We start from the raw sequence: 23408 nt of genomic DNA, 5'->3' as shown, positions 1-23408 counted from the left end.
CTGGCAGAGGTGAGGGAGAGGCTGGGTCAGCGGTCGCGGCGGGCTGCCTCGGAAGCCATCACCGTGAAGCAGTCAGGGGCACGGAAACCCTTGGCGGCGAAGGCGTCCTCGACGGCGGACTGAACGGCCGCGGCGCCGTCGGCGGACACCAGCGCGATGGCCGAACCCCCGAACCCGCCGCCGGTCATCCGGGCGCCGAGGGCACCGGCGCCGACGGCCGACTCCACTGCCGTGTCGAGCTCCGCCACCGAGATCTCGAAGTCGTCGCGCATCGAGGCGTGCGAGGCAAGGAAGAGCTTGCCCACCGCTCGGAAGTCGTTGCTCCGCAAGGCAGCCGCGGCCTCCTCGACGCGCGCGATCTCGGTGACGACGTGACGTGCGCGTCGGCGCAGCAGGTCGGAGGACAGTGCGGACAGGCGGGCACCGAGGTCGTCGGCCGACACCTCGCGCAGGCTCGCGACGCCGAGCTCGTGGGCGGCCGCCTCGCAGGAGGTGCGCCGCTCGGCGTACTGGCCGTCGACCAGGGCGTGCTCCGCACGGGTGTCGACCACGAGCAGGGCGAGTCCGTGGGCAGACAGGTCGAACGGCACCTGCTCCGTGTGCCCGTCCCTGCAGTCGAGCAACAGGGCGTGACCGGCCCGGGCGAGCAGCGCGGCGGACTGGTCCATGCCGCCGGTCGGTGCCAGTGCGATGGTGTTCTCGGCCTCGACGCAGGCCGCTGCCAGCGCGGTCCGGCCGCCGTCCCCGGAGAGCAGACCCAGCTCGAACAGGTCGGAGGCCGCAGCCCCCACCGCGCACTCCAGGGCCGCCGAGCTGGACAGCCCCGCCCCGAGCGGCACGCGGCCGTCCACGGCCACGTCGAGGCCGGACACGGCATACCCCGCCTTGCGCAGGGCCCACGGCACCCCGGCGACGTATGCCGCCCACCCGCCCGGCACGCCGGGTGCCACGTCGGCCAGGGTCACCTCCACCAGGTCGTCGGCCTGCGCCGACACGATGCGCACCAGGTCGTCGTCGCGTCGGCGGACAGCCGCGAACGTGCGGTGCGGCAGTGCGATCGGCAGGCAGAGCCCGCCGTTGTAGTCGGTGTGCTCGCCGATCAGGTTGACCCGGCCGGGGGCGGACCACACGCCCGACGGGGCGGAGCCGAAGGTGGAGCGGAACAGCTCTGCTGCGGTATCGGCCGTCACAGGCCGACCTCGCGCGGCGCCACGTCGCGGAGCCGCGCCGCGATCTGCTCGGGAGGCACGTCGTTCACCCAGCCGCCGACGCCTGACTCCGACCCGGCGAGGTACTTGAGCTTCTTGGGCGAGCGAAGCACCGACATCACCTGGAGGTGCAGGCGGGAGACGTCGCGCCCCTGACGGGTGGGGGCCTGGTGCCAGCCGGCGATGTAGGGCAACCGGATCGGGCTGCCGTCCTTGGCGACGTAGTAGCGGTCCAGGCGCTGCAGGAGGTCGAGGTAGACCTGGGCGAGGTCGTCGCGTTCGACATCGGTGAGGGAGGGCAGGTCGGGCACGTCCCGGCGGGGGACGAGGTGCACCTCCACCGGCCACCGCGCAGCGAAGGGCACGTAGGCCGTCCAGTGCTCTGTGTCGATCACCACTCGCTCCTTGGCGTCCAGCTCGGCCGCCAGGATGTCGGCTCCGAGGAGGCGGCCAGTGCGTGCGTGGTGCGCGGTAGCCTGTGTCAGGATTGCGGCAGATCGTTGTGGCACATAGGGATACGCGTAGATCTGGCCGTGGGGGTGGTTCAGCGTGACGCCGATCTGCTGGCCGCGGTTCTCGAAGCAGAAGACCTGCTCGATCTCGGCAACCGCACCCAGCTCCGCCGTGCGGTCCGCCCACGCGTCGATGACCGTGCGGGCGCGTTCAGGGGTGAGGTCGGCGAACGTCGACTCGTGGTCGCTGGTGAAGCAGACCACCTCGCAGCGGCCGAGCGCGGGCCGGCTCCGGAGGAGCTCGCCATCGCCATCGCCATCGCCGTGGCCAGCTGGCCCCCGCCCGTCACCGGACAGCACCGAGATGGGTGAGTACGAGGGAAACCGGTTCTCGAAGACCACCACGTCGTAGGCCGACTCGGGCACCTCGGAGGGGACGCTGCCCGCCCCGCTGGGGCACAGGGGGCACTCGTCCTTGGGCGGCAGGAAGGTGCGGTTGCTGCGGTGCCCGGCCACGGCGACCCAGTCGCCGACGAGGGCGTCGTGACGGATCTCGCCCGACGCGGCCCGCTCCCCGAGCGGCCGGCTGTCCTCGGCGGTGCGCTCGGGAGCCTCGGGGGAGTCGTCGAAGTAGATGATCTCGCGTCCGTCGGCGAGCTGACGGCTGGTGCGCCGCGCTCTCATGCGTGCCTCCTCTGCGAACGCGGCGTCCTCGTCGTGGCAGGGGTGGCCAGGACCATCTCCACCCCGGCGTCGCCGACGGCCTTGCGGGCCCGCGGGGTGAGTCCCGGGTCGGTGACCAACAGGTCCACCGCGGAGAGCGGGATGATGGTGCTGAGACCGACGGTGCCCCACTTCGTGTGGTCGGCGAGGACGCAGATCCGGCGAGCCGCGTCGACGAGAGCCTGGTTGGTCTCGGCCTCTACGAGGTTGGGGGTGGTGAGGCCCGCAGAGGCGTCCATGCCGTGCACGCCGAGGAACAGCCGGTCGACGTGCAGCATGCGCAGCGCGGCGACCGCGACGGGGCCGACGAGCGCGTCCGACGGCGTGCGCACCCCGCCGGTGAGCACCACCGTCTGGCCGGGCGCGCCCGACTCGTGCAGGAGCTGCGCCACGGGGATGGAGTTCGTCACGACCGTGAGGTCGGGGATGTTGCGGACGGCGCGCGCGAACTCATAGGTCGTCGTCCCGGCGGAGATGCCGATCGCGGCGCCGGGTTCGACGAGCTGGGCCGCGGTCTGGGCGATGGCGTGCTTCTGCGCCTGCATGAGCGCGGACTTGGCGGTGAACCCGGGCTCCTCGCTGCTGCGCCGGCCCATGGCCAGGGCCCCACCGTGGACACGTTCGACCAGGCCCTCGGCCGCCAGCTGCTCGATGTCGCGGCGCACGGTCATGTCCGAGACGCCGAGCTGGTCGACGAGCTCGGACACCCGCACGGCGCCGCTGTCCTCGACGAGGCCCAGGATCGTGGCGCGGCGCTGGCTGGCGAGCACTAGTCCTCCCTGATGACGGCGACCGCACCAGCGGCCAGAGCGGTGTCCGGTCCGAACGGACGGTCGGCGACCAGGTCGTGACCGGTCACGGCGACGCGCTGTGCCCTGTCGGTGTCGTTGACGAGGAACAGCCACGAGCCATCATCGCTGGTGCGTCGGACCGCCTCGACACCGACCGGCACGTCAGCAGCAGGGACGACGCCGGCCGCGCCGACCACCGAGTCCAGCAGTGACCCGAGCCCGGAGTCGTCGAGCAGGGTGCTGAGGTACCACGCCGCTCCCGACCCGACGGCTCGGCGCGTGACCGCGGGACGACCCTCGAGCGGTCCGTCCGTGTATCTGTCGAGCACCTCGGCGTCGACGGCAGTCACGTCCTCGCTCCACCGGCGGCCGGTGCCCCCGCCGACGGACACCTCGTCGCCGTCCATGAGCGGGAAGAACTCCTCGACACGCACCCCGAGCAGGTCGCGGAACGCACCGGGGTAGCCACCGAGCCGCACGTGGTCGTTGTCGTCGCTGATGCCGGAGAAGAAGGTCACCAGCACCTGGGCGCCCGCAGCCGCCGCGGCCGCGACGGCGGCCGCGTGCTCGTCACTGACGAGGTAGAGCGTGGGGACGACGACGACCTTGTAGGCCGTGAGGTCGGCGCTGGGGTGCACGACGTCGGTGGTGACGCCGCGGTCCCGCAGCAGCCGGTGGATCGCGTGCGCGGTCGTCCCGTAGCCGAGCTCGCTCGACGGCATCGCGGGACCCGAGGCGGCCCACTGGGCCTGGTAGTCCCAGAGGATGGCGACGTCGGACTCGACCCGGGACCCGAGCACCTCGCCGAGCCGCTGGGCGACCTGGCCGAGCTCGACGACCTCGCGGAACCGGGCGCTGTCACGACCTGCGTGCGGCACGAGTGCCGAGTGGAACTTCTCGGAACCCGAGCGCGACTGACGCCACTGGAAGAACCCGAGGGTGTCGGCACCACGCGCCACGTGGGCCAGGCTGTCGCGCAGGGTCTGCCCGGGCGCCTTGGCCGGGTTGACCGGCTGCCAGTTGACCGCGCTGGTCGAGTGCTCCATGAGCATCCACGGCGCTCCGCCTGCGAGGCCGCGGGTGAGGTCGCCGCTGAAGGCCAGCTCCGCGCGGGGGTGCTCCAGCGTGTTCACGATGTAGTGGTCCGTGCTGATGCCGTCCTGCTCAGCTGCCCACTGGTGGTAGTCGAGGTGGTCGAAGTGGGCGAGCGTCATGAAGTTGGTCGTGACGGGGACGCCCGGGGACAGGTCCGCGAGGATCGCCTTCTCACTGCGGTGGAAGTCGAGCAGGGTGTCGGACTGGAACCGCTTGTAGTCCAGCACGTGCGTGGGGTTGCCGAACGTCGTGGTCAGCCGAGGCGGCAGGACCTGCTGCCAGTCCGTGTAGCGCTGGCTCCAGAACGCCGTTCCCCAGGCGTCGTTCAGCCTCTCGAGGGTCTCGTGGCGGCGCTGCAGCCACAGCCGGAAGCCGGCCGCGCAGGTGTCGCAGTAGCAGGGGATGTTGTGGCAGGCGTACTCGTTCGAGACGTGCCACATCGCCAGGGCTGGGTGGTCGTGGTAGCGCTGGGCCAGCTGCGTGGTCAGGGCCAGGGCGTACTCGCGGTACACGGGCGAGCTCGGGCACCACGCCTGGCGGCTGCCCGGCCACAGCGTGTGGCCCTCGTGGTCGACGGGGAGGATCTCCGGGTGCGCGGCCGACAGCCACGGCGGAGGGGTGGCCGTCGCGGTGGCCAGGTCGACGGCGATGTCGTTGGAGTGGAGCAGGCCCATGATGTCGTCGAGCCAGGCGAAGTCGTACTCGCCCTTGGCAGGCTCGAGCCACGACCAGGAGAAGACTCCAAGGGTGACGAAGGAGACCCCCGACTCGCGCATGAGCTCCATGTCCTCGGACCAGACCTCACGCGGCCACTGCTCGGGGTTGTAGTCGCCACCCAGGGCGATCCGACGGCTCGGCCATGAACGCATGGGCGCCAGTCTGGCGCTGCGCAGGAAGCCATGTCAACAAAAATCAACATGTTGGTCCCATGGGTGTGGTGGCTTCCCGATTTGCCGCTCCAAGGGAGCGTATGCCGCGTGGTTGAGCCGATCTCGCGCTGTGTCCGTCAGATGAACCGAGTGGGCCGAAAGTCTTGACACGGGTGGACGTGGCCACCATCCTCGGGTGTTGTTGGTGGTTTTTGATCGAAACTGTGAGTTGACCGATTCGGTCACCGCCGGTGCAACCCGTGTCAAGCCCGTGTCAAAGGAGACCCGAAATGACCCGCCCGACCTCAGAGGCCGAGTACCTCGCCAGCCTCGTTCCCGCCTCTGTCCGCGGCGTCAGCCGTCGGACTCTCCTGCGCGGCGCGCTCGGCGCCGGCACCCTCCTGGCGGCACCGTCGCTGCTCGCGGCCTGCGGTGGCGACGGAGGCGCCAAGAGTGGCGGCGCCGCGACCGGCACCGTGACCGTGGGCTCCAACCAGTCCGACGCCGTGCCGAAGGCAGCGATCCAGGCCGTGATGGACGCCTTCCAGAAGGCGAACGCAGGCCTGACCGCCAAGGTCAACACGATCGACCACAACTCCTTCCAGGAGAACATCAACAACTACCTCCAGGGCTCGCCCGACGACGTCTGGATGTGGTTCGCGGGCTACCGCATGCGGTTCTTCGCCTCGAAGGGGCTGGCCGGTGACGTCACGGACGTCTGGAAGGACCTGTCCGGGGCCGGGATGTCCGATGCGCTCAAGAAGTCCTCGACGGGTGACGACGGCAAGCAGTACTTCGTCCCCTCGACGTACTACCCGTGGGCGATGTTCTACCGCAAGAGCGTGTTCCAGCAGCACGGCTACCAGGAGCCCAAGACCCTCGACGAGTTCAAGGCCCTCGGTGCACAGATGAAGAAGGACGGCCTCGTTCCGATCGCCTTCGGCGACAAGGACGGCTGGCCGGCCATGGGCACCTTCGACCAGCTGAACCTGCGGGTCAACGGCTACCAGTTCCACGTCGACCTGATGGCCGGCAAGGAGGCCTGGAACAGCCCCAAGGTCAAGACCGTGTTCGACACCTGGGCAGGCCTGCTCGACATGCACCAGCCCGACTCGCTCGGCCGCACCTGGCAGGAGGCCGCTCAGGCCCTCCAGCAGAAGAAGGCCGGCACCTACCTGCTCGGCTCCTTCGTCGCGCAACAGTTCGGCAAGGGGGCGGAGCAGGAGGACCTCACCTTCTTCAACTTCCCCGAGATCGACTCCACCATCGGCGCGGACGCCATCGAGGCGCCCATCGACGGCTACATGATGGCCAAGCGTCCGAAGAACGAGGCCGGCGCCAAGAAGCTCCTCGGCTACGTGGGCTCCGCCGCGGCGCAGAACATCGTCGTCAAGGCCGACCCCAGCGTGATCGCGACGAACGACCAGGCGGACAAGGCGGCATACACCTCGCTGCAGAAGAAGTCGGTCGAGTTCGTCTCGCAGGCCAAGTCGATCGCCCAGTTCATGGACCGCGACACCCGCCCCGACTTCGCCTCCACGGTGATGATCCCCGCCATCCAGTCCTTCCTCAAGAACCCCAAGGACATCGACGGCCTGGTCAACAACATCGAGAAGCAGAAGCAGAGCATCTTCGCGAGCTGACGCGAAGACGCCGACGCAACCGAGGAGCACCCGTGGCCAGACGTTCGAAATACAAGGGAATCGACCACCTCAGCCCGGTCGACCGGGTCGTCGTGTCCCTGATGATCGGGGTGCCGACGCTGTTGGTGCTCTGGCTCGTCGTGGTGCCGGCGATCGGGTCGGTCCTGCTCTCCTTCACCAACTGGGACGGGATCGGCCCGATCACCTCGGCCAAGTCCGTGGGGCTGAGGAACTACAAGGACGTGCTCACCATCTACCCGCCGTTCGTCCCGGCGTTGCAGCACAACCTGATCTGGCTCGCCGTGATGTTCCTCATCGCCACGCCCATCGGGATGTTCCTTGCGGTGCTGCTGGATCGTGAGGTGCGGGGGTCGCGGGTCTACCAGACCGCGATCTACCTGCCGGTGGTGCTGTCCCTCGCGCTGGTCGGCTTCATCTGGCAGCTGATCTACAGCCGGGACCAGGGCTTCATCAACCAGATCACCGGTGGCAGCATCGACTGGTACGGCGACCAGCGGTACAACCTCTGGGCGGCCCTGATCGCCTCCAGCTGGCGACATGTCGGCTACATCATGCTGCTCTACCTGGCGGGACTGAAGGGCGTCGACCCGACGCTGCGCGAGGCGGCCAAGGTGGACGGCGCGACCGAGCGCACCACGTTCTTCAAGGTGGTCTTCCCGGTGATGTTCCCGATCAACATCATCGTGCTCGTCGTCACCGTGATCGAGTCCCTGCGCGCGTTCGACCTCGTGTGGGTCATCAACAAGGGGCGCAACGGCCTCGAGCTGATCTCGACGCTCGTCACGTCCAACATCGTCGGTGAGGCCAGCCGCATCGGCTTCGGCTCGGCGCTGGCCACCTTCATGCTCATCATCTCCTCGATCTTCATCGTCCTGTACCTACGCATCGTCATGAGGGAGCAGCGATGAGCGACGTCGTCGATGTCACCGTGCCGAGAAGCGCCAACCCGCTCTCCAGCAAGCGTCCGCAGGGTGTCGGCACGAAGGAGGGCAACCGGGTCATCCAGGTGTTCCTGGCCGTCGTGGCGCTGGTCTGGATCTTCCCCGTCGGCTACGCGGTGCTGAACAGCTTCCGGGACTACGCCTACACCGCGAAGCACGGCTACCTGTCCTTCGGCGGATTCACGCTCGCCAACTACAAGAACGCCTGGGAGCAGGCGAACTTCTCCCACACGATGCTCAACTCCGCCTACATCACCGTGCCGGCCGTGCTGCTGACCTTGTTCCTCTCCTGCTGTGTGGCCTTCGTCGTCGCGAGGTTCTCGTTCAAGTTCAACCTCGCACTGCTCGGACTGTTCACGGCGGCGAACCTGCTGCCGCCGCAGGCCCTGCTCATCCCCGTCTACCGGATGTTCCGCGCCATCGAGGTGCCGTTCTGGTTCAGCGAGTCGGGCACCCTGCTCAACTCCTACTGGGGGCTGATCCTCGTCAACGTGGCCTTCCAGACCGGCTTCTGCACGTTCGTCCTGTCCAACTACATGAAGACCCTTCCCCGCGAGCTCTACGAGTCCGCGGTGGTCGACGGTGCCGGCGTGCTGCGCCAGTTCTTCCAGCTCACCCTGCCGCTGTGCCGGCCCCCTCTCGCCGCCCTCGCGACCCTCGAGGTCACCTGGATCTACAACGAGTTCTTCTGGGCGACCGTGCTCCTGCAGTCCGGTGACAAGTTCCCGGTGACGAGCTCGATCAACAACCTCCGCGGTCAGTTCTTCACCGACAACAACCTCGTCGCCGCCGGCTCGGTCGTCATAGCCTTGCCGACCCTGATCATCTTCTTCCTGCTCCAGAAGCAGTTCGTCGCAGGCCTGACGCTCGGAGCCACCAAGGGATGACCTCGCAGACCGCAGTCCTCCGGTCCGCCGGCACGTGCCTGGTCTACGAGATCCCCGACGAGGGTCTGCCCAGCGTGATCCACTGGGGCGCCGACCTGCCCGACGGTGTCGCCGCCGAGCTCGCCGGGATCGTGCGCGGGCCCGTGCCACACAACGCCCTCGACGAGCCGTGGCCACTGACCGTCCTACCCACCTCGGGCGACGGCTGGCTCGGCACCCCCGGGTATGCCGCGCACCGCGCCGGCGGGGCTGCCGCCCCCCGCTGGGCGGTGACCACGGAGCAGGACGACGACCGTTCCCTCGCCATGACGGCTCGCGACGGCGCCACCGAGGTGCGGCTGCGGCACACCCTCGACGCCCACGGCGTCCTGCGCGTCTCGCAGTCGGTCACCAACCGTCCTGATGGGGACGCCGCCGAGCTGTCCCTGGACGTGGGTGCCCTGCGTGCCCTGCTGCCGATGCCTTCGAGGGCCACGGAGGTCCTCGACCTCACCGGCCGCTGGTGCCGCGAGCGGGCTCCGCAACGGTCCAGGCTGCAGGACGGCACCCACCTGAGGACCTCGCGTCGTGGCCGCACCGGCCACGACGCGACCCTGCTGCTGACCGTCGGGACGGCGGGCTTCGGCTTCCGGACCGGTGAGGTCTGGTCTGTCCACGTCGCCTGGAGCGGCAACCACGAGCACCTCACCGAGCGCCTGCCCGAGGGCGCGGGAGTGCACGCCTCCGTCCTCGGCGGAGGCGAGCTGCTCGAGCCCGGTGAGGTGCGGCTGGCGCCGGGGGAGACGTACACGGCTCCGGAGGTCGTGTTCGTCCACGCCCTCGACGGTCTCGACGGCTTGTCGCGGCGGTTGCACCGCAGCCAGCGGGAGACGGCGACCCACAGCAACGAGCCACGCCCCCTCGTCCTGAACACCTGGGAGGCCGTCTACTTCGACCACGACCTCGAGCGCCTCACGGGACTGGCGGACACCGCGGCGCAGATCGGGGTGGAGCGGTTCGTCCTGGACGACGGGTGGTTCGGCAGCAGGCGGGACGACCACAGCGGGCTGGGGGACTGGGTGGTCTCCGAGCAGATGTGGCCACAGGGGCTGCAGCCCCTCGTCGAGCACGTCAAGCGACTCGGCATGGAGTTCGGGCTGTGGTTCGAGCCCGAGATGGTCAACCTCGACTCCGACCTGGTGCGCGGCCACCCCGACTGGGTGCTCGGCCCCCGGGCGGGCCATCCACGGCCGTCACGCGACCAGTACGTGCTCGACCTCGCGAACCCGCAGGCTGCCGCCCACGTCGAGGGCCAGATCAGCGCGTTGGTGACCGAGCTCGGCATCGACTTCATCAAGTGGGACCACAACCGCGACCTGCACGAGGCCGTGCGGAGCGACGCCAGCGGCGTCGACCGCCCCGCCGTCCACGCGCAGACGCGGGCGTTCTACGACCTGCTCGACCGGCTGCGTGCCGCCCACCCGGACCTCGAGATCGAGTCCTGCTCCAGCGGTGGTGCCCGCGTCGACCTGGGGGTCCTGGCCCGCACCGACCGGGTGTGGACCAGTGACTGCAACGACGCGCTGGAGCGCACGGCGATCCAGCGATGGACGTCGCTGCTCGTCCCCGCCGAGCTCATGGGGACGCACGTGGGGCCGGCGACCGCACACACGACCCACCGCACGCTGGACCTGTCCTTCCGGATGCTGGTCGCACTCCAGGGCCACGCCGGACTCGAGTGGGACATCACCGCGTGCACTCCCGAGGAGCTCGACGCCCTGTCCGCCTGGTCCGGGCTCTACCGCGAGCTGCGACCCCTGTTGCACACGGGGGACCTCGTTCGCGCCGACCTGCCCGAGGAGTCGGGACTGCTCGTGACCGGCACCGTCGCCGCAGGAGGTGAGGCGGCGGCATACATGGTCCTGCGGACCCATAGCGGGCCGTCGGTGGCGCCCGGGCTGGTCACCCTGCCCGGGCTCGACCCGACCCGCACCTACACCGTGCGGGTGCGGCAGGAGGCGGGCCTGCCCGCCGTGACCCAGGCCGGGGGCCCCCAGTGGTGGGAGGCAGGGCTTTCCGACGGCGTCCGCGTCAGCGGCGCGGCGCTGGGCGACGTCGGCCTCGCCCTGCCGGTGCTGTCCCCCGCCCAAGGTTTCCTCCTGCACCTGACCTGACAGAATGGCGCGCATGCCTGAAACGTCCGCGCCCGCCGTGCTGCCCCGGATCCTGTCCGGGATGCAGCCGACCAGCGACTCCCTGCACCTCGGCAACTACCTCGGGGCACTGGTCAACTGGGTCACGCTGCAGGACGACTTCGACGCCTTCTACTTCGTGGCCGACCTGCACGCGCTGACCGTGCCCACCGACCCCGAGGTGCTGCGCCAGCGCACGCGGGCGACGGCTGCGCAGTTCATCGCCGGTGGCGTCGACCCCAAGCGGTCGGCCGTGTTCTGCCAGAGCCACATCACCGAGCACGCCGAGCTCGGCTGGGTGATGAACTGCCTCACCGCGGACGGCGAGGCGCGCCGGATGACCCAGTTCAAGGACAAGGTCGCCAAGGGCCAGAACGCCAACGTCGGGCTGCTCACGTACCCGATGCTGATGGCCGCCGACATCCTCATGTACGACGCGGCCTACGTGCCGGTCGGGGAGGACCAGCGCCAGCACCTCGAGATCACCCGCGACCTCGCGGAGCGCTTCAACACCCGCTTCGGCGAGACCCTCGTGGTGCCTGACCCCTACATCGTCAAGGGCGCCGCCAAGATCATGGACCTGCAGGAGCCCACGGCCAAGATGAGCAAGACGGGGTCCTCGCCCAAGGGCCTCATCGACCTCATGCAGGACCCGGGCAAGATCGCCAAGAACATCCGTTCGGCCGTCACCGACACCGATGGCGAGGTGCGCTACGACCCGGACGCCAAACCCGGTGTGTCCAACCTGCTCGTCATCCACTCAGTGCTCTCGGGCACCTCGATCGAGGACCTCACGGCCTCGTTCGCGGGGCGCGGCTACGGCGACCTCAAGAAGGAGGTCGCCGACGTGGTGGTCGACCGCCTGACGCCCTTCCAGACGCGGATGGCCGAGCTGCTGGCCGACCCGGCCGAGCTGGACCGCATCCTGGCCGACGGAGCCGATCGGGCCCGCGAGGTGGCCCAGGCCACGATGGCTCGGGTGCGCGCGGCCGTGGGGCTGCTGCCCAGTGCTCGCTGAGAGCGTTCGGTAGGGTCGCCGTCGTGCCCACCATCGGTGTGTCCATCGCCATCCCCTCCCCGCATGCGGAGATGCTCCAGGGCAAGCGGGCCTCCTTCGGGGACCCCCTCGCCGAGTCCATCCCCACGCACGTGACGCTCCTGCCACCCACCGAGGTGGAGGGCGAGGACCTGTCGACGGTGGTGGAGCACCTGGAAGCCGTTGCCACCCAGGGGCGTTCGTTCCACATGGTGTTGCGTGGCACCGGCACCTTCCGGCCGATCTCACCGGTCGTCTTCGTCCAGGTCTCCGGAGGGCTCGCCGACTGCGAGCTGCTGGAGAAGGAAGTGCGGCGCGGCCCGCTCAAGCGCAAGCTCGACTTCTACTACCACCCCCACGTGACGGTCGCCCACCACGTCTCCGAGGACAACCTCGACCGGGCGTTCGCCGAGCTGGCGGACTTCGAGTGCACCTTCGACGTCGACGAGTTCCACCTCTACGAGCACGGCGCCGACGGCGTCTGGCGACCGGTGCGGTCGTTCGCCCTGAACGGACGCTGACGTGCGGACGCTCAAGGCCTGGTGGGCCAGGTTCCAGACAACCCACGTCTGGCGTGCCTGGAAGCGGTACGGCGACCACCGCGGCAACCTGCTCGCGGGTGGCGTGGGGTACTTCGCCTTCTTCTCGATCTTCCCCGCGGTGCTGCTGGCCTTCACCGTCTTCGGCATCGTGCTGCGGAGCCAGCCGCAGCTGCTCGACGACACCAAGAACGCCATCAACGACCTGCTCCCCGGCTTCGTCAAGACCGACGCGCAGCCCGACGGCATCATCGACGTCAACGTGCCCACCGGCGCGACCCTGTCCATCCAGGGCATCGTCTCGGTGGTCGGCCTCGTCCTGGCAGGGACCGGATGGCTCAGCGCGCTGCGCGACGGGATCCGGGCGATCTTCGGGGTGGAGGGAGGCTCAGGCAACCCCGTCCTCGCCAAGCTGCGCGACATCGGGGTCCTGGTCCTGCTCGGCGTCGGCATCCTGCTCTCCGCTGGCGTCGGGGCGATCGCCGGTGCTGCCGCGACCTGGGTTGCGGACCTCATCGGGCTGGGGGGTCAGGGCTGGGTGCTCACCGTGGTCGCGTTCGTCGTGGGGATCGCGCTCGACGGGGGCCTCGTGGCGATCATGCTGCGCCTCCTGTCGGGCATCCGACTCCCGTGGCGGGCCCTGCGCGACGGCGCCGCCTTCGGCGGGATCGGCCTGACCGTGCTCAAGAAGTTCGGGACCGTGCTGCTCGCGAGCACGACCAGCAACAAGCTCTATCTCGGGTTCGCCCTCGTGGCGGGCCTGCTCGTGTGGCTGAACCTCATGTCGCGGGTCATCCTCATCTCCGCGGCCTGGGCAGCCAACGACCTCGACACCGTCGGGGGCGACGGCCTCAGCCGGGGTCAGGCGGCCAAGCTCGCCGAAGGGCCCGCTCCGGAGCCGGTGGACAGCATCCGCGAGCGCACCGACGCCGGGCTGCCGACCTTCGGCCAGCGTGCCGCGGACCGGACCAGTGTGGCGGCGGGTGCCGTGCTGGGTGCGGTCGGTGCGGTGGCGCTGGGGACTCTGGGGCGCGGCATACGGAGCCTGGTTCGCCGGAGGTGAACCCTCAGCGGTAACGCCCTCGGCGTGCCCTCACCGAGCGCCGCCGGGCGCGCAGGCGGAGCAGCACGACGAGCATCGCCAGGAGCAGGAGCGTCGCCGCGGACGGTCCCACCCATCGGCCCGGGAACGCGGAGGCCCGCTCCGTGCCGGGCAGCGCAGCCGCCGGTGTCACAGCCTGCGTGTGCGGGCCCGCCGGGCCGGGGCCGGTCAGGGCGGGCGAGGTCGTGCTCGGCATCAGGGTGGGCGACGCCGTGACCGTGCCGGGCGCGACGAGCTCGCCCACCGCCTTGGCCTTGTCGCCGTAGGCGAACGCCCAGTCGTACATCGCCGCCTGGGGACGCCACGACGAGTCGAGCCCGTACATCTCGGTGAGCAGGTAGGTCTTGCCACCTCGGGTGACAGCCGAGATGAAGGTGCGGTTGGCCGCCTCGGTGTAGCCGTTCTTCACGCCGATGGTGCCGTCGTAGTTGTAGAGCAGCTTGTTGTGGTTGTTGACCTTGTAGGTGGCGCGCTTCTTCGTCTTGGGGTCCACGCCACCGGGGAAGTCGACCTGCTTGGTCGTGACGTAGGTGCGGAAGTCCTTGAGCTGCAACGCCGCCCGGCCGATCAGCGCCAGGTCGTAGGCGCTCGACGTCTGCCCGGGTCGGTCCAGGCCGGACGGGTCCTTGGCGATCGTGTCATGCGCCCCGAGGTATGCCGCGTCCTCGTTCATCGCGGCCAGCGTCGCCTCCCGGCCACCGCCGGCTTCGCTGAGGGAGTATGCCGCGTCGTTGCCCGACGCCATGAGCAGCGCCTGGAACAGCTGCCCCGCCGTGTAGGGCAGGCCGGGCACCAGCCCGACCCGGGTGCCGTCCGCACTGGCATCCGCCTGGGTCACGACGATCTTGCGTCCGGCAGGCACCCGCGGGATGAGGGTCAGCGCGGTGAGGGCCTTGAGCGTGCTCGCCGGGAGCAACCGCGCGTGCGCAGCCTTCGCCGCGACCACCTTCCCCGAGTCCAGGTCGGCCAGCACCCACGACACGTCCCGCAGCGTCGGAGGCGCCGGAACCCCCGCCGGCAGGTCCGTGACGACCCCCATCGAAGCCAACCGCGGCCCCCCGACCGACACCAGCGGATCGACGGTGCTCGCAGGAGTGGGCAGCGCCTTCGTCGTCGCCGACGGCGTCGGCTTCACCAGCGAGTGGGCGGCAGGCGAGAGCGCGACCGCCGAGCCCGGGACTGCGACCCCCACCGAGATCGCGACTCCCGAGACGATGACTCCGAGGAGCGCGCGCCGCACCTTCGCGGAGTGGGTGCCGAGGTGGGCGCGCAGCACCGTAAAACGAGCTTGCGAGAGGTGCAAGCGCCCAGCTCGGTGACCGCGACGCCCCACGGCGCGGCTACGCGACGACGCTGTCACGTGGGCCAAGGTTCAGAAGCGCGAAGTCAGGAGCGCGCGCTTCACTTCCTGGATCGCCTGCGTCACCTGGATGCCACGCGGGCACGCGTCGGTGCAGTTGAAGGTCGTGCGGCAGCGCCACACGCCCTCCTTGTCGTTCAGGATCTCGAGGCGTTGCGCGCCACCGTCGTCGCGGGTGTCGAAGATGAACCGGTGGGCGTTGACGATGGCGGCCGGGCCGAAGTACTGGCCGTCGTTCCAGAACACCGGGCAGCTCGTCGTGCAGGCGGCGCACAGGATGCACTTGGTCGTGTCGTCGAACCGGTCGCGGTCGGCCTGGCTCTGGATGCGCTCGCGCGTGGGCTCGTTGCCCTCGGTGATCAGGAACGGCATCACCTCGCGGTAGGCGTCGAAGAACGGCTCCATGTCGACGATGAGGTCCTTCTCGACGGGAAGGCCCTTGATCGGCTCGACGGTGATCGGCTTGTCGGGGTTGACGTCCTTGATGAGCGTCTTGCAGGCGAGCCGGTTCTTGCCGTTGATCCGCATGGCGTCGGAGCCGCAGACACCGTGGGCGCAGGACCTGCGGAACGACAACGAGCCGTCCTGGTCCCACTTGATCTGGTGCAGCGCGTCGAGGACGCGGTCGGTGGCGTGCGAGGTGACCTGGTAGGTCTCCCAGTGCGGCTCGCTGTCGGTCTCGGGGTTGTAGCGCGAGATCTTCAGGGTGACCGTGAAGGACGGGACGGCGCCGGACTTGGGGGCGTCCTTGCCGGTCGTGCCTGCGGAGGTCGTCTCGGTCGTGGTGGCGGTCATCAGTACTTGCGCTCCATCGGCTGGTAGCGGGTGACGGTCACGGGCTTGTAGTCGAGGCGGACCTCGTCCGCGAACTTCGGGCCCTGCTCGTCGTCGGTGACGGGCGCGCGGTAGGCCATGGTGTGCCGCATGAAGTTCACGTCGTCGCGGGCTTCGTAGTCCTCGCGGAAGTGACCGCCGCGGGACTCCTTGCGGGCCAGCGCCCCGAGGGTGATGACCTCGGCCAGCTCGATGAGGAAGCCGAGCTCGACGGCCTCGAGGAGGTCGGTGTTGTAGCGCTTGCCCTTGTCCTGGACGACGACGTGGGCGTAGCGCTCCTTGAGCTCGTCGATGACGCCGAGAGCCTCCTTCATGGATGCCTCGGTGCGGAACACCTGGACGTTGCGGTCCATGGTCTCCTGCAGGGCCCGGCGCAGGTCGGCCACGCGCTGTCCGCTGTCGCGGGTGCGGATGCCCTCGACCATCGCCTCGACGAAGGTCGAGGGGTTGGCCGGCAGGTCGACGTACGGCGCGTTCGCGGCATACTCCGCGGCGGCGATGCCGGCCCGGCGCCCGAAGACGTTGATGTCGAGCAGGCTGTTGGTGCCGAGGCGGTTGGAGCCGTGCACGGAGACGCAGGCGACCTCGCCGGCGGCGAAGAGGCCGGGGACGACGTCGGTGTTGTTGCGCAGCACCTCGGTCTCGACGTTGGTCGGGACGCCGCCCATGGCGTAGTGCGCGGTCGGGTAGACCGGGACCGGCTCGGTGTAGGGCTCGACGCCGAGGTAGGTGCGGGCGAACTCGGTGATGTCGGGGAGCTTGGCGTCGATGTGGGCCGGCTCGAGGTGGGTCAGGTCGAGCAGGACGTAGTCCTTGTTGGGACCTGCACCGCGCCCTTCGCGGACCTCGTTGGCCATGGAACGGGCGACGATGTCGCGGGGCGCGAGGTCCTTGATGGTGGGGGCGTAGCGCTCCATGAACCGCTCGCCGTCGGCGTTGCGGAGGATGCCGCCCTCACCACGCGCCGCCTCCGACAGCAGGATGCCCAGTCCGGCCAGGCCTGTCGGGTGGAACTGGAAGAACTCCATGTCCTCCAACGGGATGCCGCGCCGGAAGGCGACACCCATGCCGTCGCCGGTGAGGGTGTGGGCGTTGGAGGTGGTCTTGAAGACCTTGCCGGTGCCGCCGGTGGCGAAGACGACCGACTTGGCCTGGAACACGTGCAGCTCGCCGGTGGCCAGCTCGTAGGCCACGACGCCCGCGGTGTGCTGCACGCCGTCCGCTCCGGTGTTCATGAGCAGGTCCAGGACGTAGAACTCGTTGTAGAACTCGACGCCCTGCTTGACGCAGTTCTGGTAGAGCGTCTGGAGGATCATGTGGCCCGTGCGGTCCGCCGCGAAGCAGGACCGGCGGACGGCGGCCTCACCGTGGTTGCGCGTGTGCCCACCGAACCGGCGCTGGTCGATCTTGCCCTCGGGCGTGCGGTTGAACGGCAGCCCCATCTTCTCGAGGTCGATGACCGCGTCGATGGCCTCGCGGCACATGATCTCGGCCGCGTCCTGGTCGACGAGGTAGTCACCGCCCTTGACGGTGTCGAAGGTGTGCCACTCCCAGTTGTCCTCCTCGACGTTGGCGAGGGCGGCGCACATGCCACCCTGCGCTGCGCCGGTGTGGGACCGGGTCGGGTAGAGCTTGGTCAGCACCGCGGTGCGGGTGCGGGTGCTCGACTCGAGCGCGGCACGCATGCCCGCGCCGCCGGCCCCGACGATGACGACGTCGTACTTGTGCGTCTGCATCAGTGCTGTTTCCTTCGCGTTCCTGGGTCGACCGTGGTCATCGTGCGCACACGGAGAGGGTGGAGGAGGGGTCGAGGCACGGGTCGAAGGTGAAGATGACCAGCGTGCCGAGCACCATGACGAGCAGTGCGCTCGCCACCAGCAGACCCTTGAGGATCCACCTGGTGCGGTCCTTCTCGGTGTAGTCGTTGATGATCGTCCGGACCCCGTTGAACCCGTGCAGCTCCGCAAGCCACAACATCAACAGGTCCCACGTCTGCCAGAACGGGCTGCTCCACTTGCCGGCGACGAACGCGAAGTCGATGCCGTGGATGCCCTCGCCCAGCATGAGGTTGACGAACAGGTGACCGAACACGAGGACGAGCAGCAGGATCCCGCTGCCCCGCATGAAGACCCACGACCAGAGCTCGAAGTTGCCGCGGCCCTTGGAGACCCGGCGGTAGCGGGACTTCTTGGCAGAGACGGCGTCGGGGCCGGCGTGGTAGTTGGTCTCGGTGGTGGCGCTCATGAGTTCCGCCCGCCTCTCAGTGCGTGAACACGACGGTCAGGTGCCGGATCGCGAAGGGCGCGAACAACACGACGAAACCAATGGCAACGGCCCAGAAGAGCTGTCGCTGGTACTTCGGGCCCTTGGCCCAGAAGTCGACGGCGATGATGCGCAGGCCGTTGAGCGCGTGGAAGATCACGGCGGCGACCAGCCCGGCCTCCGCCAGCCCGACGACGGGGTTCTTGTAAGCACCCATCACCTCGTTGTAGGCCTCGGGGGAGACTCTCACCAGCGCCGTGTCGAGCACGTGCGCGAACAGGAAGAGGAAGATCAGTACGCCGCTGATGCGGTGGGCCACCCACGACCACATGCCTTCACGGCCGCGGTAGAGGGTCCCGTTGGCTGCCTGCGCCACTGCGCGTCCCTTTCGAAGCAGATGTCACGGCAGTCGTCGGCGAGCGTCGAGGGCCGTAGTTCGCCCGTCAGGTTATCGGCCCGGCCGCCGGGACCGTGAACGGCCTGCCTGTGAGAAACCAGACAGGCCCGGTTACCCGCTGGTATGCCGCGTGGTCGCGGCGCGACTCAGCCGGCGAGGGACCGGGCGCGCTGGGCCGAGGTGTAGTGGGTGAGCAGCTGGTCGGTCAGCGACGCCCAGCTCCGGGGGGTCACCCGCAGCCGACCGGCCTCACCCATCGCCACCCGCTTGGCCCGGTCGCCGGCCAGGTGCGCGACCGCGTCGCGCAGTGCGTCGGGGTGGTCCGGGTCGAAGAGGAGCCCGGTCCGCGAGTGGTCCACGAGGTCGAGGGGGCCGCCCCGAGCCGGGGCGATGACGGGCAGCCCCGTCGCCGCGGCCTCCTGCAGGGTCTGCCCGAAGGTCTCCCGGGTGCCGGTGTGCACGAAGAGGTCGAACGCGGCATACGCCCTCGCGAGGTCGTCGCCCTCGCGTCGGCCGAGGAAGACCGCGTCGACGCCGGCAGCGGTGAGGGCCGCGGCGTCGTCGTGGCGGGTGGGCCCCTCGCCCACGATCACCACGCGCAGCCCCGGGAGGCCCGCGAGGGCCGCCAGTCGGGTGAGCTCCTTCTCGGGGGCCAGCCGTCCGACGTAGCCCACGAGCACCTGCCCCTCCGGGGCGAGGGAGCGGCGCAGTGCGCGGGTGCCCGCGTCCGCGCGCCACCCGGGATGGAACAGGGCGGCGTCCACTCCCCGGGCCCACAGAGCCGTGCGGGGTATGCCGTGCGCCTGCAGCTCGGCGAGGGTCGCCGACGAGGGGGCCAGAGTCAGGTCGGCCATCTCGTGCATCCTGCGGATCCAGCGCCAGGCCGCCCGGGCGGCGCCGCGTCCCACCGCCCCCGGGCCGTGCTGGCGGATGTAGCTGGGCATGTCGGTCTGGTAGACCGCCACGGTCGGCAGCCCGAGCCGTGCCGCGGCCGACAGCGCACTCGCGCCCAGCACGAACGGCGAGGCCACGTGGACGACGTCCGGCGCGAAGTCGGCCAGCGCCGCCTCGACCTCGCCGCCCATCGGCAGCCCGACAGGGAACTGACGAACGGGCACGGACGCGAGGCCGTGGACGGCATACCCGGCGTAGTGGGTCGGGGCCGGACGGGGGGCGAGGATGAGCGCCTCGTGGCCACGGTCGCGCAGGCACTCGGCAACGCGGCAGATGCTGGTCGTGACCCCGTTGAGGTAGGGCAGGAACGACTCGGTGACGATGGCTACGCGCACACGACCAGCGTCGGCAACCCCGGTGAGGTGACGGCCACGGCTGGGGGTGTGTCGGGTGAGCGGCAGGTGACGGGCTGGTGCGTGGGCTAGCGTTCCGGCCATGTCATCGGCGGCGACGAGTCAGGCTGCACCAGTGAACGACCGCTTCTGGGCGGTGATCCCCGCCGGGGGCGCCGGGACGAGGCTGTGGCCCCTGTCGCGCGCCGGGTCGCCCAAGTTCCTGCACGACCTCACCGGCTCGGGACGCTCCCTGCTGCAGGCGACCTGGGACCGGCTCACCCCGCTGACAGGCTCGCGGGTGCTGGTCGTCACCGGTGCCTCGCACCGGGCGGCCGTGGCGGAGCAGCTGCCCGACCTGCCCCCGGACCAGCTGTTGGCCGAACCAGCGCCGCGGGACTCCATGGCCGCGATCGGGTGGGCGGCGGCAGTGCTCGAGGCGCGTGACCCCGAGGCGGTGCTGGGTTCGTTCGCGGCGGACCACGTGATCGCGGACGAGGAGGACTTCCGGGCCTGTGTCGCCGAAGCCGTTCGCGTGGCGGAGCAGGGTTTCGTCGTCACGATCGGCATCGAACCCACCCATCCCGCAACGGGATTCGGCTACATCGAGATGGGCTCCCTGCTCGGCGAGGGACCGGCCACGGCGGTCAGCCAGTTCGTCGAGAAGCCCGACCGGGCGCGGGCCGAGGAGTACCTCGCTACGGGTCGGTTCCGGTGGAACGCCGGGATGTTCGTCGTGAAGGCGACCGTGCTGCTGGACCTGCTGGCGCAGTGGCACCCCGAGCTCGCGGCGGGAGCCCGGGCGCTCGCGGCCGACCCGGGTCGGCTGGACGAGCTGTGGCCGGGGCTCGAGAAGATCGCGATCGACCACGCCGTCGCCGAACCCGCTGCTGCCGAGGGCAGGGTCGCGATGGTGCCGGGCGGGTTCGGCTGGGACGACGTGGGCGACTTCAGCTCCCTGGGCTCCTTGCTGACCGACGCCGCCGGTATGCCGGGGACGCGCGTCCTCGGCGATGCGTCCGACGTGCGCGTGGTCGACTCGACCGGCATCGTCGTGCCCGGAACCGGCCGGGTCGTGGCGCTGGTGGGCCTCGAGGACGTCGTGGTGGTCGACACCCCGGACGCGCTGCTCGTGATGTCCCGTGAACGCGCCCAGGACGTCAAGGCGGTCGTCGACGCCCTGCGGTCCGAGGGGCGCACCGACCTCCTCTGACCCTGGGTTCAGGTTGCGAGGTCGCGGCGGCGGAACTGCGTGAAGCCGATGGTTGCGACCACGAGCGCCACCACGACCAGGGCGACCAGACCAGCGGCGTTGACGTCGCCGCCCGGCAGGCTGCCGAGGTGGTCGAACGGCGAGATCGCCAGCATCCAGCTCGGCAGGCGCAGCAGCGCCCCGAGCTCGCCGAGCAGCACGAACACCGCGAGCACTCCCCAGGCGAAGGTCGACCACCGGGGCAGCAGTCCGAACAGCAGGACAGTCAGGGCCACGCAGACCAGCACCGCGGGTGCCGTCGCGAGGGCAGCCGGCAGCAGCTGCCCCACTCCGGTGCTGCTGACGGCACCGGCAGTGAGCCCAGCGGCCGTTCCGACCACGGCGAGCAGCCACACCGAGCCCAACGCGGCGATGAGGGTGTGGCTGCCGACCCACTGCCACCTGCTCAGCGGGGTGGCGAGCAGGACCTCGGCGCGCCCCGCGCTCTCCTCGGACCGCAGGCGCAAGGCCGTCGCGATGCCGTAGCCGGCTACCCCGATCGCGAGGAACCGCAGCTCGGTCCCGAAGAACACGTCGACCAGGGAGCCCTGCCCTCCGCTCATCTTCCGCAGCATCTCCTCGATGCCCGGGCTGCTCGCGATCTGGTCCACGGACCTGGCGATGTTGCCCACGGCCAGGCCCACGACGGCATACCCGATGCTCCATCCGAGCAGTGCGCCACGCTGGAGCCGCCACGCGAGGCCGAGCGGGGTGCTCAGCGCCGCGGAGGCACGAGTCGGCCCCGGTCGCGCGGCCCACAGGCCCGAGCCGAGGTCGCGGCGGTGCAGGAGGACGTCGGCGACGACGAGGAGGGCGGCCGTCGCGACGACGGCCGGCAGGAGCAGCCACCAGCGGTTCGCGCCGAACGGGCTGACCTTCTCGGCCCAGCCCAGGAACGACAGCCAGACGAGGTGCTGGCCCCCGCCCTGGGTGGTGTCCGCCAGCGCACGGACGAGGAAGGCCAGGCCCAGCGCCCCGACCGCGATGCCACCGGCGCCGCGCGTGGTCGAGGTGAGCTGGACTGCGATGGCGGTGATGCCGGTCATCACGAGTCCGGCGACGACCTCGACGACGCCGAGCGCCAGCGCGCCGGTCAGGTCGACACCGGTCGCGACCAGGCTCAGTGCGGAGAGCAGCCCGGTCGCGAGCACGGTCATCGTCGCGAGGCCGACGGCGGCGGCGAGCGGGGCCCGGCGGCCCACGACGCCGGCAGCGACGAGCTCGAACCGGCCGTCCTCCTCCTCGCTGCGGGTGTGCCGTCGCACGATCGCGAACGCGAGGAACGCCGTGAAGAGGCTGCCCATCATCACCGTCTTGAGCACGCCGATCCCGGCGGCGGTCGCGGAGGGCAGCGGCCCGTAGAGCGCGGTCAGCGACGGGTTGTCGACCATCACCGCAGCGCCCGAGGCGGCCTCGGCGTCGGTGGGATAGAGGTCGAGGGTGGCCGCCATCGACCCGTACGCCGTCGCCACCAGGGCGAGGACGCTGGCCACCACGATCCAGCGGTCGCGACGCCACGCCAGCCGCAGGAGTGGTCCGGTGCCGACGAGGGACGTCATGCCGACACCTCCTCCTCCCGAGCGGCCTGGGCGGCGCGGCCGTTCGGGACATCGTGGTCGTGCCGACCGTCGCCGACCGTGTCGCGGTACTGCGAGAGGAAGAGCTCCTCGAGGGTCGGCGGCTGGCAGGTCAGCGCCTGGATGCCGTGGGGTGCCAGTCGCTGGAGCACGTCGCCGACGGCGCTGGTCTCGACCGACAACAGCAGGCGGTCACGGTCCTGTCGGGCGGCGTCGACACCGGGCCAGCGCGAGGCCTCGGTCTGGGCGACGGGCCTGGCGAGCGTCGCCGTCATGCTCGTGCGCGTGAGGTGTCGCAGGTCGGCGAGGGTGCCGGAGTCGACGATCCGCCCGRCCCGGACGATGCTGACCCGGTCGGCTGCCGTCTCGACCTCGGACAGGATGTGGCTGGAGAGCAGGACCGTGCGGCCCTCCGCTCGCACCTGGGTGAGGTGGTCCTGGAAGACCTTCTCCATCAACGGGTCGAGCCCCGAGGTGGGTTCGTCGAGGACCAGCAGGGGGACGTCGGAGGCCAGCGCGGCCACGAGCGCGACCTTCTGCCTGTTGCCCTTGGAGTAGGAGCGACCCTTCTTGGTGGGGTCGAGCTCGAACGCCTCGAGCAGCTTGTCGCGTTTGCCCTCGTCGATCCCGCCGCGCAGCCGACCGAGCAGGTCGATGACCTCGCCGCCGGTCAGGTTGGGCCACAGGACGACGTCGCCGGGCACGTAGGCCAGCTGTCGGTGCAGCTCGGTGGCGTGCTTCCACGGGTCTTGTCCCAGCAGGGTCACGGTGCCGCCGTCGGACCGGAGCAGGCCGAGCAGGACCCGGATGGTGGTGGACTTCCCGGCTCCGTTGGGGCCGAGGAAGCCGTGGACCTCGCCCTCGTGGACCGTCAGGTCGAGGCCGTCGAGGGCGGTCGTGGCGCCGAACTTCTTGATGAGGCCGGTTGCCTCGATGACATGTGCCATGGCTCCGACGATACA

General features: G+C 70.2%; 20 protein-coding genes. 8 read left to right on the top strand and 12 right to left on the bottom strand.

Annotation, left to right across the window (positions count from 1 at the left end; all coding sequences use genetic code 11):
* Positions 1–26 precede the first annotated feature (26 nt).
* From galK to AC1DXJ_RS14290, 4 genes are read right to left on the bottom strand one after another with little or no spacing between them, the layout of a single operon-like run.
* A complete protein-coding gene (galK, locus tag AC1DXJ_RS14305) occupies positions 27–1190 on the bottom strand; it encodes a galactokinase (RefSeq protein ID WP_477637306.1) in 1164 nt (387 codons plus the stop codon).
* Positions 1187–2344 carry a galactose-1-phosphate uridylyltransferase gene (galT, locus tag AC1DXJ_RS14300; RefSeq protein ID WP_477637305.1) on the bottom strand — a complete coding sequence of 386 codons (1158 nt, stop codon included), beginning with the start codon at positions 2342–2344 and terminating at the stop codon, positions 1187–1189. The genes galK and galT overlap by 4 nt, the downstream gene beginning before the upstream one ends.
* Positions 2341–3153 carry a DeoR/GlpR family DNA-binding transcription regulator gene (locus tag AC1DXJ_RS14295; RefSeq protein ID WP_477614867.1) on the bottom strand — a complete coding sequence of 271 codons (813 nt, stop codon included), beginning with the start codon at positions 3151–3153 and terminating at the stop codon, positions 2341–2343. The genes galT and AC1DXJ_RS14295 overlap by 4 nt, the downstream gene beginning before the upstream one ends.
* Entirely contained in the window at positions 3153–5138 is a 1986-nt protein-coding gene (locus AC1DXJ_RS14290) for a beta-galactosidase (protein ID WP_477637304.1), read from the bottom strand. The genes AC1DXJ_RS14295 and AC1DXJ_RS14290 overlap by 1 nt, the downstream gene beginning before the upstream one ends.
* Before the next feature lie 290 nt (positions 5139–5428).
* Between AC1DXJ_RS14290 and AC1DXJ_RS14285 the strand changes: the two genes are divergently transcribed.
* Genes AC1DXJ_RS14285 through AC1DXJ_RS14255 form a run of 7 tightly spaced genes read left to right on the top strand, consistent with a single transcriptional unit; the run spans position 5429 to position 13439 of the window.
* The gene (locus tag AC1DXJ_RS14285) at positions 5429–6781 is read left to right on the top strand and encodes an ABC transporter substrate-binding protein (protein ID WP_477637303.1); all 1353 of its coding nucleotides are present in this window, start codon (positions 5429–5431) and stop codon (positions 6779–6781) included.
* A gap of 32 nt (positions 6782–6813) precedes the next feature.
* Positions 6814–7710, top strand: a complete 897-nt coding sequence (locus tag AC1DXJ_RS14280) for a carbohydrate ABC transporter permease (RefSeq protein WP_477614870.1) — start codon at positions 6814–6816, stop codon at positions 7708–7710.
* Complete coding sequence (locus AC1DXJ_RS14275) at positions 7707–8630, top strand: carbohydrate ABC transporter permease (RefSeq protein ID WP_477637302.1); 924 nt, start codon at positions 7707–7709, stop codon at positions 8628–8630. Before AC1DXJ_RS14280 ends, AC1DXJ_RS14275 begins: the two co-directional genes overlap by 4 nt.
* A complete protein-coding gene (locus tag AC1DXJ_RS14270) occupies positions 8627–10783 on the top strand; it encodes an alpha-galactosidase (protein ID WP_477633614.1) in 2157 nt (718 codons plus the stop codon). Before AC1DXJ_RS14275 ends, AC1DXJ_RS14270 begins: the two co-directional genes overlap by 4 nt.
* A 13-nt stretch (positions 10784–10796) precedes the next feature.
* Entirely contained in the window at positions 10797–11819 is a 1023-nt protein-coding gene (gene trpS / locus AC1DXJ_RS14265; RefSeq protein WP_477614873.1) for a tryptophan--tRNA ligase, read from the top strand.
* 23 nt (positions 11820–11842) lie between these two features.
* The gene (locus AC1DXJ_RS14260) at positions 11843–12358 is read left to right on the top strand and encodes a 2'-5' RNA ligase family protein (protein ID WP_477614874.1); all 516 of its coding nucleotides are present in this window, start codon (positions 11843–11845) and stop codon (positions 12356–12358) included.
* A 1-nt stretch (position 12359) separates the two neighbouring features.
* Positions 12360–13439, top strand: coding sequence for a YihY/virulence factor BrkB family protein (locus tag AC1DXJ_RS14255; RefSeq protein ID WP_477633613.1), 1080 nt, complete (start codon positions 12360–12362; stop codon positions 13437–13439).
* 4 nt (positions 13440–13443) lie between these two features.
* On the opposite strand, the gene AC1DXJ_RS14250 is transcribed toward AC1DXJ_RS14255, so the two are convergent.
* From AC1DXJ_RS14250 to AC1DXJ_RS14225, 6 genes are all read right to left on the bottom strand, one after another.
* Positions 13444–14754, bottom strand: a complete 1311-nt coding sequence (locus AC1DXJ_RS14250) for a D-alanyl-D-alanine carboxypeptidase family protein (RefSeq protein ID WP_477633612.1) — start codon at positions 14752–14754, stop codon at positions 13444–13446.
* Between the two features lie 96 nt (positions 14755–14850).
* A complete protein-coding gene (locus AC1DXJ_RS14245) occupies positions 14851–15633 on the bottom strand; it encodes a succinate dehydrogenase iron-sulfur subunit (RefSeq protein WP_477633611.1) in 783 nt (260 codons plus the stop codon).
* On the bottom strand, positions 15633–17408 hold the full coding sequence (gene sdhA, locus AC1DXJ_RS14240; RefSeq protein ID WP_477633610.1) for a succinate dehydrogenase flavoprotein subunit: 1776 nt from the start codon (positions 17406–17408) through the stop codon (positions 15633–15635). Before sdhA ends, AC1DXJ_RS14245 begins: the two co-directional genes overlap by 1 nt.
* Positions 17409–17445: 37 nt before the next feature.
* On the bottom strand, positions 17446–17916 hold the full coding sequence (locus AC1DXJ_RS14235) for a succinate dehydrogenase hydrophobic membrane anchor subunit (protein WP_477614879.1): 471 nt from the start codon (positions 17914–17916) through the stop codon (positions 17446–17448).
* 16 nt (positions 17917–17932) lie between these two features.
* Complete coding sequence (gene sdhC / locus AC1DXJ_RS14230; protein ID WP_477614880.1) at positions 17933–18310, bottom strand: succinate dehydrogenase, cytochrome b556 subunit; 378 nt, start codon at positions 18308–18310, stop codon at positions 17933–17935.
* A gap of 167 nt (positions 18311–18477) precedes the next feature.
* Positions 18478–19620 (bottom strand): glycosyltransferase family 4 protein, encoded by a 1143-nt coding sequence (locus AC1DXJ_RS14225; RefSeq protein WP_477614881.1) that lies wholly within the window; start codon positions 19618–19620, stop codon positions 18478–18480.
* A 100-nt stretch (positions 19621–19720) separates the two neighbouring features.
* Here AC1DXJ_RS14225 and AC1DXJ_RS14220 point away from each other — a divergent pair, with 100 nt between their 5' ends.
* Positions 19721–20830, top strand: a complete 1110-nt coding sequence (locus AC1DXJ_RS14220; RefSeq protein ID WP_477614882.1) for a mannose-1-phosphate guanylyltransferase — start codon at positions 19721–19723, stop codon at positions 20828–20830.
* Between the two features lie 8 nt (positions 20831–20838).
* Here AC1DXJ_RS14220 and AC1DXJ_RS14215 read toward each other — a convergent pair whose 3' ends face one another.
* Positions 20839–22428 (bottom strand): ABC transporter permease, encoded by a 1590-nt coding sequence (locus AC1DXJ_RS14215; RefSeq protein WP_477637301.1) that lies wholly within the window; start codon positions 22426–22428, stop codon positions 20839–20841.
* Positions 22425–23393, bottom strand: a complete 969-nt coding sequence (locus tag AC1DXJ_RS14210; RefSeq protein ID WP_477637300.1) for an ABC transporter ATP-binding protein — start codon at positions 23391–23393, stop codon at positions 22425–22427. The genes AC1DXJ_RS14215 and AC1DXJ_RS14210 overlap by 4 nt, the downstream gene beginning before the upstream one ends.
* Positions 23394–23408 lie beyond the last annotated feature (15 nt).

The sequence above is a fragment of the Pedococcus sp. P2_D9 genome (genome assembly GCF_056404275.1).
Note: the sequence above shows the minus strand (reverse complement) of the source record. Positions and strands in the feature narration are given on the sequence as shown.

Bases quoted from the DNA above. Each gene is read 5' to 3' on its own strand.
- galT (WP_477637305.1), bottom strand. From the start codon at position 2,344: ATGAGAGCGCGGCGCACCAGCCGTCAGCTCGCCGACGGACGCGAGATC.
- AC1DXJ_RS14290 (WP_477637304.1), bottom strand. From the start codon at position 5,138: ATGCGTTCATGGCCGAGCCGTCGGATCGCCCTGGGTGGCGACTACAAC.
- AC1DXJ_RS14285 (WP_477637303.1), top strand. From the start codon at position 5,429: ATGACCCGCCCGACCTCAGAGGCCGAGTACCTCGCCAGCCTCGTTCCC.
- AC1DXJ_RS14275 (WP_477637302.1), top strand. From the start codon at position 7,707: ATGAGCGACGTCGTCGATGTCACCGTGCCGAGAAGCGCCAACCCGCTC.
- AC1DXJ_RS14270 (WP_477633614.1), top strand. From the start codon at position 8,627: ATGACCTCGCAGACCGCAGTCCTCCGGTCCGCCGGCACGTGCCTGGTC.
- trpS (WP_477614873.1), top strand. From the start codon at position 10,797: ATGCCTGAAACGTCCGCGCCCGCCGTGCTGCCCCGGATCCTGTCCGGG.
- AC1DXJ_RS14245 (WP_477633611.1), bottom strand. From the start codon at position 15,633: ATGACCGCCACCACGACCGAGACGACCTCCGCAGGCACGACCGGCAAG.
- sdhA (WP_477633610.1), bottom strand. From the start codon at position 17,408: ATGCAGACGCACAAGTACGACGTCGTCATCGTCGGGGCCGGCGGCGCG.
- AC1DXJ_RS14235 (WP_477614879.1), bottom strand. From the start codon at position 17,916: ATGAGCGCCACCACCGAGACCAACTACCACGCCGGCCCCGACGCCGTC.
- AC1DXJ_RS14220 (WP_477614882.1), top strand. From the start codon at position 19,721: ATGTCATCGGCGGCGACGAGTCAGGCTGCACCAGTGAACGACCGCTTC.
- AC1DXJ_RS14215 (WP_477637301.1), bottom strand. From the start codon at position 22,428: ATGACGTCCCTCGTCGGCACCGGACCACTCCTGCGGCTGGCGTGGCGT.